The sequence below is a fragment of the Protofrankia sp. Cas3 genome, from assembly GCF_963555955.1.
Lineage (GTDB): Bacteria > Actinomycetota > Actinomycetes > Frankiales > Frankiaceae > Protofrankia.
This window is the reverse complement of sequence record NZ_CAUVXP010000141.1, coordinates 1-15,279: the sequence shown is the minus strand read 5'-3', so window position 1 is coordinate 15,279 and position 15,279 is coordinate 1. Positions and strand designations below refer to the sequence as shown.

Here is a 15,279-nt window from a genome sequence, read left to right as displayed (position 1 = left end):
TGACTAAGCCGCCGGCGACCAGGGCAAGTACGCCGCCGCACATGACGAGCAGTCGACTACGCAGAAAGATCATGCCCGACACTCCATCGAGTCGAAACGACCTATGACGTTCAGTGTAGGACAGACCGCTCGCCGTGTACATTAAAACAGGGCTATTGCGTCGTGGACGGTGCTCTTATACGATGATTCCGCTGTCGCGGATTCGCCGGATGTTTTTCTCGTAGAACAGCTCGTAGGCGGCTATCTCATCGGTCAGCATCTCGACGTCAAGCTCTCCACGATGATCACGCCGCAGCTGCTCCGTGTCGACAACCGCACGGTAGACAAAGGTCGCGTTGCCCTCCAGCCGCGGGATCTGGGAACCGTCCGGACCAGACGTGACACGGCACACCGAGCTGCCACCCGGATTACGGACCACGACCGCCTCGTCCGCAGGGACATGACCGAGCCTGGAATACACCATGCGTGACGCGACCACCCCGGACCCACATGAAGGGGTCAGCCCGGCTCCCCGCTCGAAAGTGCGGACGAAGATTTCCCGCGGCCCCGAGAGCCGGCATATGAACGACACGTTGGCACCGGCCGGGAGAACCCGCGGTATTTTCGCCGCCGCGCCGCCCACGGCCACCAGCTCGCCCTCGTCATACTCGTCGACAATCGCGACGAGGTGCGAATTGGGAACAGCGACACCGGTGAAGCGCAGCCGCGGATGCAACTCCGCGATCGTGGTGTCGACGTGCTCGACGCCTGGGCTGACGATCGGGACGTCCGCGGCCCGGAATGTCACCGGGGGAAGATCTACCGCCACGGCGGGGACGCCGGCAGCAACGTCCTCGATCCGTTCAACCCGGAACCGGCCGCCGCCCGTCGACACGTCCACGATCTCGACACCTCGACGTTCGAGGATGAGTCGACCAACACATCGCAGACCGTTACCGCATAGTTTGGCCGGTGTTCCGTCCGGATTGAAGAAGAACGCTTCGGGCACTTCTCGCGCATCGTCCACGAAATACAGACCGTCGCTGCCCAGCGGACCCTGCCGGTCACAGACGAGCCGAACGAATCCGATGAGTTCAGCAGTCGTCGCAAAAAGCTCGCCGGGCCGACCGTCGACAATAAATATGTCATTGCTTGAGCCATGCGCCTTCAGCAGCTCGAACTTCACCGCAGCCCTCCCACCTCGACCTGCGGTTCAGTGTAGTGCGACGGCGGGAAACGGGCCGGGCGCCGGCGGGTCGCGCGATGATAGTGCAGGCTCTACCGTCGGTTGGTGGCGCGGATGCGAACCAATACGGATGCGTCGTCCTGTGCCTCCACCGGATGGACACGATCCGCGAGCTGCGAGCTGAGCGTGGCCGCGCCGGGGACGGCAACCTGCACCCGACGATCGTGTACCCGCACGACGATCCCGACGCTGCCCACCGCGCGCTCGCCGCGTTCGACGACCTGCTGCGCCTGGCACTCTGCGGTGTTCAGAGCGCCAGGCGGAACCGGTCAGGCTGCCGCGCGGGCCAGTGCGGCCTTCTCCGCGGCTTCCCGCGACTGCTCAGCCAGCGGGACGAGCTCGGCCATGGCCGGGTTGATCGCAGCCATCGTCAGTTCGACGTGGATGAAGCTGATGTCGGTCGCGCCGAGCGCCCCGAACACGTGCCGCAGGTACGGCTCCTGGTGATCGTTACCCTCCTGCGGGGTGCCCGGTCCGTACGCCCCACCGCGGGCGGTGACGACGGTGACCGGCTTGCCGGTGAGCACGCCGGGGCCGCCTGTCATGTCGACCGTCCGGCCGAGGGCGATCACATTGTCGATCCATGCCTTGAGAGTCGAGGTGATCGACCAGTTGTACATCGGGACGGAGACCAGCAGGCTGTCGGCCGCCTCGAGTTCGCTGATGAGCGCCTCGCGAGCCTGCCAGGCCTCGGTCTGCTCAGCCGTCCGCGCCTCGTCCGGGGTCATCGAGGCTGTCACGCCGTCCCAGCTGATGTGTGACGGCGGGGTGGCGGCCAGGTCCCGGTGAACGACGGTGCCATTCGCGTGGCTGGCGGCCCAGGCAACGGCGAACTGGCCGGCGACGGCCCGAGACGCCGAGCCCGGGCTCACGCTTGAATCGATGTGCAGGAGTGTGGACACGCGATCTCCTTGCCGTGGCGGATAGATGCAAAATCAGATCATGCCGACAGATAATCATCTTCCGTGGCACACATCATGTGCAGAGACTATCTCAGACGACGAGCAGTAGGATCGGACGGGTGGACCATTCGGAAGTACGGGTCGGGGTGACCGAGCCTGCGGCCGTACTGCCCGAGGAGCTCCACGAAGACCTCAGCTGGTTGCTGAGCCAGGCCCTGCATGGGTTCCTTCAGGCGGCACAGGCCGCGGTCGGGGACTTTCCCGGCGGACTACGCGGGCTTCAGGTGCTCTCGGCCACGGCCGGCGGGTGTGAGCGCAACCAACTTGGGGTCGCCCGCCGCCTCGGTGTCGACCGCTCCGTCATGGTCCGCCTGATCGACGACCTCGAACGCGGTGCACTGGTCAGACGGTGCCCCGATCCGGCCGACCGGCGGGCGCGCATAGTCCGCCCGACCGAAGCCGGTCACACCCAACTCCGGGAGGTGACCGCCCGCCTACGCCTGGCCGAGCAACAAATTCTGGCACCGTTGACCGCCCAGGAGCAGATCAGTTTTTCCGACGCCCTACGGCGCGTGGTCGCCGGTGTCCTCGCCTCAGGGCTGCCGCCGGTGCAAGGTCCGGTCACCGGCCAGGGAACATGCCCGGACGCACCGGCGGCAGAGACCTGACCAGGACGGTTTCACCGTCCTCACCCTCACCGACTGCGTCGCGGCGGCATCCCAGAAGGAACATTCCATCGCCAATGACCTTCGGATAGTCTCGCCTCCGATGGTGTCGACGGACGCGATCATCGACCGGGTTTCCATCGGGATCGCGTGGGTATCTTCTGGGTCTTTACCGAAGGACCGAAGCAGACCGGCCCGGCTGTGGGTCGGGTCCGGGGGCCATGGTGCCGTCAGATCAGGAGTCGGCCGCCGGAGTGCACATGGACCGCGGCCGGCTGGGCCGAACGCCTGGGCAGTCACGCGCAAGCCAGGAGGACCCGAACATCATCGCTGAGCGCTCCACCGGCGCAGGCCCCGGCAGCCCGTATCCAGTAGGCACGGAGCACCTACGGACGGAGCACCTAGGCACGGAGCACCTAGGCACGGAGCACCAGAGCAGTCAAACGTCCACGACCGGGAGCACCGAAACGGCCATGACCGCCGCGACGACGACGACGGCTGCGCTCCCAACAGATCTGGCCCAGGTGTTCGACGCGGGCGGCGCCACCGGGGCCCTGATGCGTGACCTGGACTGGTCCGCGACACCGATCGGCTCCCCGTGGGCCTGGCCACAGGCTCTGCGGACAGCCATCGGCATCTGTCTGTCGTCCCGGTTCCCCATAGTTATCTTCTGGGGGCCGCGGCTGGTGAAGATTTACAACGACGCCTACATGGCGATGCTCGGCGACAAACATCCGTCCGCGATGGGCCGACCAGCCGAGGAAGTGTGGTCGGAGATATGGGATGCCATCAGGCCGATGTTGTCCACGGTGCTGGCCGGCGAAGGAGCTTTCCGCTACGAGGATGAAATGCTTCCGATGAATCGGCACGGCTATCAGGAGGAGTGTTATTTCACGTTCTCCAACGGTCCGATCCGGGACGAGTCCGGTCATGTCGGCGGTGTATTCAGCGCGTGCACGGAGACAACCGCGCAGGTGGTTGGTGCGCGTCGGCTGCGGACGCTGCGGTCACTGGCATCCGGCACGAACGAGGCGCGAACCACCCAGGAGGTGCTGGAACGGGCGGCCACGGCGCTCGGCGAGGCCCGCGCCGATGTTCCGTTCGCGCTGCTCTATCTGGCCGGCGGCCGCGATGACGGCCGCGATGACGGCCAGACTGTTGACGGGGTTGCCCCTGGCCACGAGCCCACCTTCCACCTCGTGGCCGGCGAAGGCATGGACACCATCGAGGCGACGAGTACGACGTTGGTCAGCGAAGCACGTGCGGCGTTCGACGAGCACGAGCCGACCCTGGTCGAAGGGCTGGCGGTGCCCGCGCCATGGCTCGGTGTCGTCAGACGGGCGCTCATCCTGCCGCTGCGGGCGGTGGGCGCGCGCGGAGTTCTCGTTGCGGGGGTCAGCCCCCGACGCCCGTGGGACGACGACTACCGCAGCTTCTTCTCCCTCGCCGCCGATCAGATCACCAGTTCGATGTCGAACGCGGTCGCATATGCGACAGAACGCAATCGAGCTATAGCGCTGGATGAACTCATTGCGGCGAAGACGACTTTCTTCGCCAACATCAGCCATGAGTTCCGTACGCCGCTGACGCTGATGCTGGGCCCTGCGCAGGACGCCCTCAGCGACGAAAGGTTCCCGCTCACGGAGGTCCAACGCGAACGGGTCGAGCTGGTGCGCCGCAATGCGCTACGGCTGCTTCGCCTGGTCAACAACCTGCTTGACTTCGTCCGGATCGAGGCCGGCCGGCTGGAGCCCCAGTACGAGCCCGTCGATCTGGCCAGTCACACCGCGGACGTGACACGTATGTTCCGAGCCGCGACCGAAAAAGCCGGCCTCGCCTTGGTGGTGGACTGCCCGCCGTTACCCGAGCCGGTGTGGGTCGACCGTGACCAGTGGGACAAAATTATCATCAACCTGCTGTCGAACGCCCTCAAGTTCACGCTGCACGGCACCATCAGCCTCCGGGTGGCCGCGGTGGATGACGGCCCGACCCGTTGGGCCGAACTGTCGGTCACCGATACCGGCATCGGCATCGACCCGGCCGAGCAGGTCCGACTGTTCGAGCGGTTCCGTCGTGTCCCGAATGCCGGCGGGCGCTCGCACGAAGGCGCGGGCATCGGCCTCGCGCTTGTCGCCGAACTCACCGCTCTGCACGGGGGCAGTGTCACCGTGCAGAGCGCGCCGGGAGCTGGTAGCACCTTCACCGTCCGGCTACCGTTCGGTCACGCGCACCTGCCTACCGACAGCGTTGTCCCCGCTGGCCACGGTGACCGAACGTCCACGCCTCCAGGTGCTCTCACGGAATCCGCGGATGGGCTTCTCGCCGAGGCGATGCGGTGGTCCAACCGGCCGCAACCCGACGCCGGGGACAGAAGCCGCGACACCGGGGGCAGTGCGCACGGGGCAGACCGACCCATGCACGCTGCTGCCGTGCGCCCACCTCCAGACAGCGATGACGGCCGGGCGCGGGTACTGGTCGTGGACGACAATGCCGACATGCGTGACTACCTCGTCACGCTGCTGTCCGACGACTACGACGTGACGGCAGCGGCCGACGGGGCCGCGGCGCTCCGCCGAATCCGGAGCATTCCGCCGGACCTGGTACTCACCGACATGATGATGCCGGGGGTGGACGGCTTCGCGCTGCTCGCCGCCATCCGTGCGGACGCCTCGACCGCGCATCTGCCGGTAGTCGCGCTGTCGGCGCGCGCAGGAGAGGATGCCGCGGTCACCGGACTTGAGGCAGGGGCCGATGACTACCTGACCAAACCGTTCTCGATCGCGGAGCTGCGAGCGCGGGTGCGGGCAAACCTGGAGCTGGAGCGGGCACGCCGGGTGGGCGCGCACTATCTGCACCTTCTCGACGACTTCCCACTGCTGATCTGGCGGTCCGGCACGGACGGCGGATGCGACTACTTCAACAACACATGGCTTTCGTTTACCGGTCGCACAGTCGAGCAGGAGCTGGGACACGCCTGGACGGACGGTGTGCACCCGGAGGATCTCGACCGTTGTGTCAACGTCTACCGCGAGGCCTTCGACGACCGCAAGCCCTTCGAAACGGAGTATCGGCTGCGCCACTCGGACGGCGATTTCCGATGGATACTTGATGTCGGCCGTCCCATCTTCGACCTGGCGGGCCGCTTCACCGGATACATCGGCTCGTGTCTGGACCTCACCGAGCGACGGCGGGCCGAGGAAGCGGTGCGGACCACGGCGGTGATCGAACAATCGGCTGCCCGTGAGCACCGGATCGCCGCCGAGCTCCAGCGAAGTCTTCTCCCCACCACATCCTTCGTTCACGGCACGCTGCACACCGCCGTGTACTACCGCGCCGAAGGCGAGACCGAGGTCGGCGGAGACTGGTACGACGTGATCGATCTCGGCGCCGGCCGAACCGCGCTCGTCATCGGTGACGTGATGGGCCGTGGGGTGCGCGCCGCGGCCGTCATGGGACAGCTGCGCGCGGCGGTGCGTGCCTACGCCCGCCTCGACCTGCCGCCGGCGGATCTCCTTGAGCTGCTCGACGGGGTTGTCCGCGATCTCTCCGAGGACTCGATCGTGACCTGTGTCTATGCGGTCCACGACCCGCTCGACCACTCCCTGACCTTTGCCAGCGCCGGTCACCTGCCCCCGCTGCTCATCGACCCGACCGGTGCGGTCCACCAGTTGACCGAGGGATCGGGGCCTCCCCTGGGCGCCGATCTTCCGGAATTCACCGAACAGCGGGTGGCCCTCCCCCGGGATGCCGTGCTGGTCCTCTACACCGACGGGCTGGTCGAGCAACGCGGCCGTGACATCGACGCCGGCATCGACAAGCTCTGCGGATACCTGGCCGCATCCCGCGACATCCCTCTCAACGCACTACCGGATCTGCTCGTTGACCGGATGCTCCCCGGTGACCAGGACGACGACATCGCGTTGCTGCTCGTCCAGGTCGCACCGCCGTTGGCAGCGGATGGCGCGTTGTCAGCAGATGGCACGTTGTCAGCAGATGGCGGTCAGCCCATCCTGCACATGGAGATCCCCGACAGCTGTCAGGGTGTACGGGAGGCCCGCCGGGCTGCTGCCGCGGCGCTGGAATCCTGGCGGATCCCATCGGGGCGTGCCGCCGACGTCGTTCTTGCGGTCAGCGAGCTCGTCACCAACGCCATCCTGTACGGGAAACCGCCCATGGACCTGAGGTTACGACCGGCCGGAGGCGAACTGGTTCTCGACGTCCGCGACGGTAGTGCCACCTTGCCACGGCGGCGGCGAGCGACCGCAGACGACGAGCACGGCCGCGGTGTACATCTCGTCTCGTTGATCGCGGATCGCTGGGGAGCGCGAACCACCGACAGCGGCAAGTCCGTCTGGTGCACCTTCATGATCGGCCGCCCGTAGAGCCTGCACTCGCAGCCCGGGTAATGATCGGCGCTCGGCCCGGGTGATGATCTACCTTTGATCCGGGTGATGATCGGCGCGAGTTTGTCACTGTGTACGCTTTTTGGCTGGAAAGGCGTACCTGATGACAAACTCGCGCCGATCTTGCCGCTGGTCGCGGCACGATTCAGTCGTGAGCTACAGCCGGAGCCAGCCGCACCCGCACCCGCAGCCGCATGCACCGGCCACCGGCCACCGGCCACCGGCCACCGGCCGCGCCAAGGGAACCGCCTGAATCAACGCCCGGCGCTGTCCCCGTCGGCGAGGCTGACATGTGCCGCGATCAGACGCCATCCATTGCTGTCGTGGACCCAGGTGCGGGTGTAACGGACCCGGGCGACGAACGGCTCGCCGTCCATGATCCCTTCCAGGGTGCCGAGGAACCAGGTCACTCCGGTGTCCCCGACCACCAGCACCGCGAGGTCCTCCTCATCGACGCGCGTCATCGCCTGCCCGCCTGATCCGTGGACGTGCAGATCGTCCTGCTTGGTGTAATGCCTGCCGTCCGGCCCGGTGAACACAAGCCGGTCGTCAATCAACCGATCCAGCGCCGCGACATCCGAGGCCAACTGTGCCCGCTGAAGACACCGTTCGGCATCACGCAGCGCCTCGGCGCCGGCCACGCCCGTACCACCGGTACCACCGGCCCCGCAGCCGGCGACATTCGGGGATGGTGGGGATCCGACACGAAGGCGGTTCCCATCCGGGTCCCGGACCTCGAACTCACGTGTGTTCCACGGAGTATTTTCGACATCGGCGTTCAGCTCCGCTGCGATCACATCGACGTTCGGTACGCGGAGATAGACCCGCGTGTCGGGTCGGGCGTCACCGCTGTGCTCGGACAGGAAGAGCCGCGCCCGGCCGCTTGCGACGCACACGAATGCGGGGATCCCGGGTTCGAAGCGGTGCTCCCACTCTTTGACGAAGCCAAGCCGCGTATACCAGGCGACGGCTCTATCGGTGTTCGTGACGTGCAGGATGGGTATCGCTTCCTCGTCCACGCCGGCAAGTGTGCCACTGTGGCCCCGGGCGGTGGCCAGAACGAAAATCGCAAGAATCTGTTGCTACCCGGCCTCAACCACCGGCGGATGTTCCGGGCGTCCCGGTGGCCATCGGGGCTGGACCCCCGCAGGTACCCGGCGTGCACTCCTGGAGCACCAACGACTTGCCCTGCGGAGACCAGCCAGGCGGCCAGGCTATGTTCGTCGATGACGACCATATCGGCCCGGCCGGCGCAAGCGGCTTGAGGGAGGGGAGCGGCAGCGGTGGGATCTGCCGAGCTGACGGTTGCGGCGTCGCGTGTGGACGGGCGACAACCCGCCTACCACTGGCCGGAGATTGGCTCCCGGCGTTGGTTGGACTGCTGCCCGGCGGACGTTCCGCCGCGCCTTGGGTACTTACCGCAGGTGATGGTGCGCTCGGCGACGCCGTCACTTCGTCGGCGGTCGAGCCTGCCACGGGCGAGGGAACAGAAACCGTCGAGAGCACGGAGGGCGTCGGCACAGGCATGGGTACATGCGCCGCCGTCGAGTGTCGTGAACACGCAGCGATCGCAACCAGTGCGCTCACCGTCATCAACCCAACACGAATGACCATCTTCATTCCGCTGGGCACCCGATCCTTGGGCTGCCAGAGCAGTCGACCGTAAAACATAAAAATCAGCATAAAACCTTCTAGGCCTATCCGAACATGAACATTCTGGAAAGATCGCTACTTTTACCCAACAGATACGCAACAGATCTACCGATTAATTACCAGCGGAGCTCGGCCATCGCCGCACGCACAAACGTTCCGAAGAAAGCAGCGTGGAGCATGTGCGACCCTCCACCGAACCTGGGGCGGTTCATGCCCACGATCATGCCAGAATAACCTAAAGAACCCGGAACGGTTCAACCAGAACGATTCGCTTCCCTAAACTGCGCAAAAAGAGACTCGCCTCGGTCGTTGATCTCGAACACAGAGGCAACCGGACGCAAAGCCGGATCAAACATTTCAAGCATCTGGCGGACCTCCACCATTGGTATGCCAAGCGCTTCATTCAAGACGCGCATCAAATTAAATGGAGTTAACACAAAGGAGTCGTCTCGCCGCAGGGCCTCGACGATATCTATGAATGTCCGCCCTGTCGAAACCATGCGACGAATAGTGCCGACCATACTCGGCAACTCGATCACCTACCTGGTAAATAGAACCTGCACGTTTGTATAGCGCCCCAGATCACCAGTCGCCTTCACAACCCGCACGCCAGTAAATCCGTATCGGGCCGCCATTCTTCCCGTAAAGGTACTAGCGGCCGCATCCTCTAGATTCATACCACTTCCGACCATTTCATTAAATGTGTTCAAGTTACTTGGCATAGCTGAAACCCATTTACCCTCAATCGCAACAATATTGTCCGCCCCGAAATGATTCATGACATCAGCAAACATCTGGGCACCGCTGGGCGTCGTTGGCCCTTTTTCGATGGCCAAACTCAACACTCCGTTGTCAATACTAGCCATCACGCCACCTTGCGACCCACCATAAAAGTTCGAGTACTCGCCAGAAATATTCTGCGGCGAATTCAGTCCATTATAGCCATCTGCGTCGTCGGGGAAGGTCGGCGGGGCGGGAGGCTTACCGCCACCGGATCAGGTCCGGGCTCGTCCGACACACAAGTCGTCGCCAGCGGTGACCGGCCCCCCGCCGAGGCACAGCTACCATCCGTCTCCTGCCCGGACGCCCCATCCCCCGACCGCAACGAATCCGCGCAGACACCCGGCCCACAGTCCTCACGCTCCAACGGCGTCCCCGCTGGCGCCTGCTGCTTCAACTGCGGCAGCGGCATAGCCGGAATCGACCGCTTCAACGACAGACCCGCGTTCGTACTCGCCCTACCCTTGACACCACCATGGCCACCACCACCGCCGCTCGGTGGCCCTCCCGTGCCCACCCAAAGAGACGCGGGACATCCGCGAGACCCGGACGTCACCCTACGAATTCAATGTCAGTAAGTTTTGGGAAGTGCGCTTCGGCCACACCCTCACCCTGAACCCCGCCGCCTAATCCAGCCCTCACCTCACCCACAGTCACCAATCAGCGGCCACGGCACCGGGTGGGCCGCAGCCTGCCCACGTTCCGACCGACTTTTCCGATCAGTTCATCGGTCCAGATCATCAAGATATTTAAGAACAGCACGCAGCAACTCCAGGTTAATCTCCCTCGATGTCGGCAACAAGAAACTTTCCCCCGTATCCGTGAGGCGGACTTCGCATACTATTTCCTGCGGAACCCCCGACACCAGATTTCGACATTCAATATACTCATCCTCTTCATGAATGCTAATAAATAAGAAGATTCGATAGCTATCACCACCGATTACAACATCTGTCATCTTGTCAAAACCCTTCAAATGTCAATCTTCCGCCTCGCATACTCCAACGTAAACTCCATCCACTTGGATCCCAAAATTCACGCAAACTTCCTCTATAGTGAACAGAAGCAGGTTTCACCTTTTCAATTGCTTCCGGGTTCCGAAGTAGATCCATCGCCATCCTATTGCCGACCATTGCACGTTCCGCGTCGGATGCGAGACTCGAAAAGACGCTCGAATGCACCGCCCCACGAGAAGAATCTGCATGTTTCTGAAACGAGCGACCAGCGTTACTCTGACCGCGGATAATATTTCCGTCCGCATCAACTCTAGCCTTTCCATAGGGGGCTTATGCGCCATCATATAGCTGATCGGCCGAGTATTTACCAATGTCATCGTCGTCTGGGTTGGTGGGTGAATCGGGGAAGGTGGGCGGGGCGGGAGGCTTACCGGCCACCGGGTAGATGGCCCTTGCCACCAGCAGCCGGATCAGCTGCGGGCTCGGCAGGTGGGCAGAGAGTCGCCAACGGCGACGGAACCATCGGCAAGGCGCACCTACCGTTCGTGCCCTGCCCGGACGCCCCGTCCCCCCGCGGCAACGAATCCGCACAGGTCCCCGGCACACAGTCCTCAAGGTCCAACGGCTTGCCCGCCAGCGGCAGCGGCGGCAACGGCGGAACCGGCGGCCGTGGCATCACCTACGACGGCCGACTCGTCCTCGACACGACCCGGCAACGGCATGCGACGACGAACCGGCAGGCATCGCCGGCGACGAACCGCCACCGCCCGCCCCGGCGACATCCAGATTCGGCGAAAACTCAGCCGGCACAAGACCCGGGAACCAGGGTCCGCAGACACCCCGGATGTCAACGGCAGACCCGCACTGTCCCGAGAAACAAACCCACCCGTCCCCCGGGGTATACCAACGCGCCTCCGCCGACACCTTCGCCGTCGTCGGATCCGTCCACGACCCCTGAAACCCCACCCGCACATTCGCACTACCCGCCGTCGTCGGAACCCCGAACGGATCAAACGCCTTCTGATCGGTCAGACCGGCACCGTTCGTGGTGAGCGCCGCCACCACATCCCCATGCGGGTCGGCCAGCGGCACCCAGTTACCCCCCGGCGTGCCCAGGCCGATCAGATTCCCATCCGGATCCCGGGCATACGTCGACGTACCATCGCCGACCGGCTCCTTCTCCACCCCCGCATAACCCAGCGTGGTGCTGTTACGGACCGCGAGCCGATCCCACCCGTCATACCCGTACGTCGTCGTCCCCGACGTACTGTCCGACACCAACCGATCAAACCCGTCAAACGTGGTGGTCGCGGTAGTACCGCCGGCGGTGCGGGTCGCCCCGTCCCCCGCGCCGTATAGGTATACGTCGCCGTCCCATCAGAGGTCAGCCGGTTGCGCTCATCGAACGTCGCCGCCGTCCCACCCGCCGACGTCCGGTTCCCCGCCCCATCCCAGCCGTAGCTCGTCGTGACGTTCGCCGGACTCGTCCAGTTGGTCAGCCGATCCGCCCGGTCATAGCCGAAGCTCTGACTCCCCGACCCCGGCAACCCGGCCGGACTCAACGTTTCGGTCAGCCGATTGTCGTTGGCGTCGTAACTGTAGGTTGCCGCCCGCAACGTCCCACCCGGCCCGGTCACCGTGTCGCTGGTGGTCGGCCCAGACTGTCATAACCAAACGACCGAACCGCCCCACCCGACGCGTAGGTCACCGCGGTCAACTGGTCGGCGTCGTCATAGGCCAACGACCGGGTCCCACCAGTGGCCGCACCCGTCGTCGACGTCAGATCATCCCGGGCGTTGTACCCGAACGACGAGGTGCCCGCCCCGTCGGTGCGACTGGTCATCCGACCCGACACGTCATAACCGAACGTGGAACTCCCCGCCGGCCCGGAGCTGCCGACCGGCAGATCCCGATCGTTATAGGTGACGCTCTGGGTGCCCGAAGGATGGCTCACCGACGCGACCCGACCCACCAGGTCATACCCCAGCGTCCGCGACGCCGCCGCCGCCGCACCCCCACCGGAACCGGACTCGGCGGTCAACCGACCCAACGCAGGTCAGGCCACGTACCGCATTCCGGTAGCCTGAATTCTCTTTAGTAACAGCAAAAGTCGAGGATCAAGGAAAATCGCGAAGATCAAGCTTCATGAACGGTCACTACAATATTTTCCGGATTAGGCAATGAAGCTGGCATCTCATCACCATACCATGCATACTCAAGTGCCGATAAATATCCTATCTCAACCCAAATGAGGATTTCACCAACAAGTTGACCATTGCTCGTCACGACCGCAGCATCTACAGGAATAACCCCCGACGCTAAATAGGATCTTGGAGCATCGCTAAAAACACGAAAATCCACACTGATCGAACCAGGCGACCAGAGCGCAACAACTCTGACACGGCAAAGTTGTGCGCGAAGTTGCGCAACACCCGGATAATTTACCGCCAGGATCCGCTCCAGTAGCGCATGTTCCGCAGAGTTCAAAGGGCGTTGATCGACAGGAATCGGCATTTCATATCACCCCAACCGAACTCGTAACGAGAACATCACGACCGACAATTTTACTCAGGAGAAACTAATCTGGACTTTCGCGGTTTTCATGATTTGTTTGGCGCCTGACGGTCGACGGATAATCGAATGTCAGGTTCTGCACACACCCCGGTCGTATCCGTGACCGTGACGGCGGACGGACATGCGACAGCAGGTAGACGGAGAGAGCATCAACGCTGCCAAAAGAACCGCTCACAAGGAGTGGACGGCGATGCTCCCGAACCCGACCCTACCGCCGTCGCTGGTAGTCCTGCTATCCCACCTACAGCCGTGTTTCACCGCACCGAGTTTCACCACGTTCACCGCCCTGGTGTACGGCCTGCTGGCGCAGACACGGGAACGAACGGTCTGCGGCATGCCCATGGGCGCCGGCCTGTCCCGGGTCTGGCCCCATCACCCGGCCCACCGGTTCTTCTCCCACGCCGTCTGGTCCCCCGACCAGCTCGGCCTGGCCCTGGCCCGCCTCGTCGTCACCCTCCTGGTACCGACCGGCGCCGTGACGGTAGCCGTCGATGACACCTTGTTCCACCGATCCGGAAAGGAAGTCTGGGCGGCCGGCTGGTTCCACGACGGCTCCGCGCCCAGCCGGGACAAGGTCGGCTACGGAAACACCTGGGTGCTCCTCGGGATCGTGGTGCGACTCCCGATGCTCGACCGGCCGCTGTGCCTACCCGTCCTCGCCCGCCTCGTCCGGAAGAACACCATGTCTCCCATCCCGGCTGCGGCTGGCCCGCCAAATGGTCACCACGCTCGCCACGGCCCTCCCCGACCGCAGCCTGCACGTGGTCGCCGACGCCACCTACGCCGGTAAGGAGCTCCGTGCCCTACCCGCCCAGGTGACCTGGACGACCCGGCTGCGGGTGGATGCCGCCCTGTACGACCTGGCCCCACCGCGCACCGGCCGCCGTGGCCGGCCCCAGTCCAAAGGGCAGCGGCTGTCGAGCCTGACCGCGCTACGCCGCACAGGTGTCGTTCACCCCGCTGCCGGTGCACCGGTACGGGAAGACCGCCACCGTCCACATCGCCACCGTGCGCCGCCTGTGGTACGGCACGTTCGGCCCGCAACCGGTCACCGTCATCCTGCTGCGCGAGACCACCACCCCCACCCGCGGCGGGTATGACACCGCGCTGGTCACCACCGACGCCCTCACCCGACCGGCTGGAGATCATTCACCGGTATGCCGCTCGCTGGTCGATCGAAGTCATGATCGAAGATGCGAAGCAGCTCATCGGAGTGGGACAGGCCCGCAACCGGCTCGCTCACGCCGTCGAGCGCACCGTCCCCCGTTCGGCCTGACCTGCCAGACCCTCACCATGCTGTGGTATGCCACCGTCGGTCACACCCCCACCGACGTCGCCGACCACCGCGACCAGGCCCCCTGATACACCACCAAGGCCAACCCCTCCACCGCCGACATGATCGGCAAGCTGCGCCGGATACTGATCGCCACCAAATATCAGGTCCCTCGCCCCGACCAGCCGACCCCCGAGGAAATCCACACCATCCGCCTGGCGTGAGAGCTCAACGCAACGTAACAACGAAAGTCGAGTTATTGGGCGCAATACGATTGCCAGCCGCGTTCACGATTACGCAAATTATTCCCAGTACTTGCCACCGAATGCTTGAATATATCTATTCAGAAAGTCAGCCATAGTAGACCCTACGGCATACCAATCAGGTCGATCGTCAAACGGAAGAGCAACAAGGATACGCTGTTCTCCGACCTTCGATGGCGCGAAAACCAAGAGCTCCAAGTCGCCGAGGAACTCACCGATCACTATATCGCCTGCTCTATATGAATTCGGACGCCGCGCACGTTCCTCAGTCGTTCGTCGGGCACATGCAGAAGGAGACAACAAAACAAGCCCCCACTGACCGTAATCAATATCTTCGAATAGACGTGATTCCCGGCTACTGAGCTTTAATCCGCGAAGTCGTGTGGGCGGGCGATGATCGTTTGCTGTGTGGTGATCATTGGGTGGGAGGTGGGAGGTTCGGGTAGCCGGCTGGTATGAGGTATGCGACGGGTGGCGGGTTGACCGCCGGGGAACGGGATCGTCGGGAACAGGTCCGGATGGCCGCGGCCGAGCGGTTCGCTCGGGGTGAGTCGGTCGGGCAGGTCGCCGCGGGGCTGCGGGTCG

Annotated in this window: 14 protein-coding genes and 1 pseudogene; 4 read left to right on the top strand and 11 right to left on the bottom strand. The window is 64.2% G+C overall.

What is annotated here, in order from left to right:
- Nucleotides 1-175: 175 nt before the first annotated feature.
- From dapF to U9983_RS21380, 3 genes are all read right to left on the bottom strand, one after another.
- Nucleotides 176-1,165: a diaminopimelate epimerase gene (gene dapF / locus U9983_RS21390; protein WP_322755731.1), complete on the bottom strand. Its 990-nt coding sequence runs from the start codon at nucleotides 1,163-1,165 to the stop codon at nucleotides 176-178.
- Between the two features lie 92 nt (nucleotides 1,166-1,257).
- Entirely contained in the window at nucleotides 1,258-1,422 is a 165-nt protein-coding gene (locus U9983_RS21385) for a hypothetical protein (protein ID WP_322755730.1), read from the bottom strand.
- 72 nt (nucleotides 1,423-1,494) lie between these two features.
- The gene (locus U9983_RS21380) at nucleotides 1,495-2,127 is read right to left on the bottom strand and encodes an FMN-dependent NADH-azoreductase (RefSeq protein WP_322755729.1); all 633 of its coding nucleotides are present in this window, start codon (nucleotides 2,125-2,127) and stop codon (nucleotides 1,495-1,497) included.
- A 119-nt stretch (nucleotides 2,128-2,246) separates the two neighbouring features.
- On the opposite strand from U9983_RS21380, the gene U9983_RS21375 reads away from it, so the two are divergent.
- Nucleotides 2,247-2,795, top strand: a complete 549-nt coding sequence (locus U9983_RS21375) for a MarR family winged helix-turn-helix transcriptional regulator (RefSeq protein ID WP_322755728.1) — start codon at nucleotides 2,247-2,249, stop codon at nucleotides 2,793-2,795.
- Nucleotides 2,796-3,265: 470 nt separating this feature from the next.
- Nucleotides 3,266-7,174 (top strand): SpoIIE family protein phosphatase, encoded by a 3,909-nt coding sequence (locus U9983_RS21370; RefSeq protein WP_322755727.1) that lies wholly within the window; start codon nucleotides 3,266-3,268, stop codon nucleotides 7,172-7,174.
- Nucleotides 7,175-7,449: 275 nt separating this feature from the next.
- Here the strand turns inward: U9983_RS21370 and U9983_RS28020 are convergent, their stop codons facing one another.
- The 7 genes and pseudogenes from U9983_RS28020 to U9983_RS21335 form a co-directional block, all read right to left on the bottom strand.
- Nucleotides 7,450-7,818, bottom strand: a complete 369-nt coding sequence (locus U9983_RS28020) for a nuclear transport factor 2 family protein (RefSeq protein WP_416211469.1) — start codon at nucleotides 7,816-7,818, stop codon at nucleotides 7,450-7,452.
- Nucleotides 7,819-7,887: 69 nt separating this feature from the next.
- Nucleotides 7,888-8,214: pseudogene (locus U9983_RS28015) on the bottom strand (bleomycin resistance protein); the annotation flags it as partial.
- 888 nt (nucleotides 8,215-9,102) lie between these two features.
- The gene (locus U9983_RS21360) at nucleotides 9,103-9,387 is read right to left on the bottom strand and encodes a hypothetical protein (RefSeq protein WP_322755725.1); all 285 of its coding nucleotides are present in this window, start codon (nucleotides 9,385-9,387) and stop codon (nucleotides 9,103-9,105) included.
- Nucleotides 9,388-9,714, bottom strand: a complete 327-nt coding sequence (locus tag U9983_RS21355) for a hypothetical protein (protein ID WP_322755724.1) — start codon at nucleotides 9,712-9,714, stop codon at nucleotides 9,388-9,390.
- Between the two features lie 1,545 nt (nucleotides 9,715-11,259).
- Nucleotides 11,260-11,862 carry a hypothetical protein gene (locus U9983_RS21350; RefSeq protein WP_322755732.1) on the bottom strand — a complete coding sequence of 201 codons (603 nt, stop codon included), beginning with the start codon at nucleotides 11,860-11,862 and terminating at the stop codon, nucleotides 11,260-11,262.
- A gap of 355 nt (nucleotides 11,863-12,217) precedes the next feature.
- Entirely contained in the window at nucleotides 12,218-12,625 is a 408-nt protein-coding gene (locus U9983_RS21340) for a hypothetical protein (RefSeq protein ID WP_322755723.1), read from the bottom strand.
- Between the two features lie 95 nt (nucleotides 12,626-12,720).
- Complete coding sequence (locus U9983_RS21335; RefSeq protein ID WP_322755722.1) at nucleotides 12,721-13,098, bottom strand: hypothetical protein; 378 nt, start codon at nucleotides 13,096-13,098, stop codon at nucleotides 12,721-12,723.
- 250 nt (nucleotides 13,099-13,348) lie between these two features.
- On the opposite strand from U9983_RS21335, the gene U9983_RS21330 reads away from it, so the two are divergent.
- Nucleotides 13,349-13,948: a transposase gene (locus U9983_RS21330; RefSeq protein WP_322755721.1), complete on the top strand. Its 600-nt coding sequence runs from the start codon at nucleotides 13,349-13,351 to the stop codon at nucleotides 13,946-13,948.
- Nucleotides 13,949-14,103: 155 nt separating this feature from the next.
- Nucleotides 14,104-14,520 (top strand): hypothetical protein, encoded by a 417-nt coding sequence (locus U9983_RS21325; RefSeq protein WP_322755720.1) that lies wholly within the window; start codon nucleotides 14,104-14,106, stop codon nucleotides 14,518-14,520.
- A 539-nt stretch (nucleotides 14,521-15,059) separates the two neighbouring features.
- On the opposite strand, the gene U9983_RS21320 is transcribed toward U9983_RS21325, so the two are convergent.
- On the bottom strand, nucleotides 15,060-15,279 hold a 220-nt coding region (locus tag U9983_RS21320), incomplete at its 5' end, for a hypothetical protein (RefSeq protein WP_322755719.1).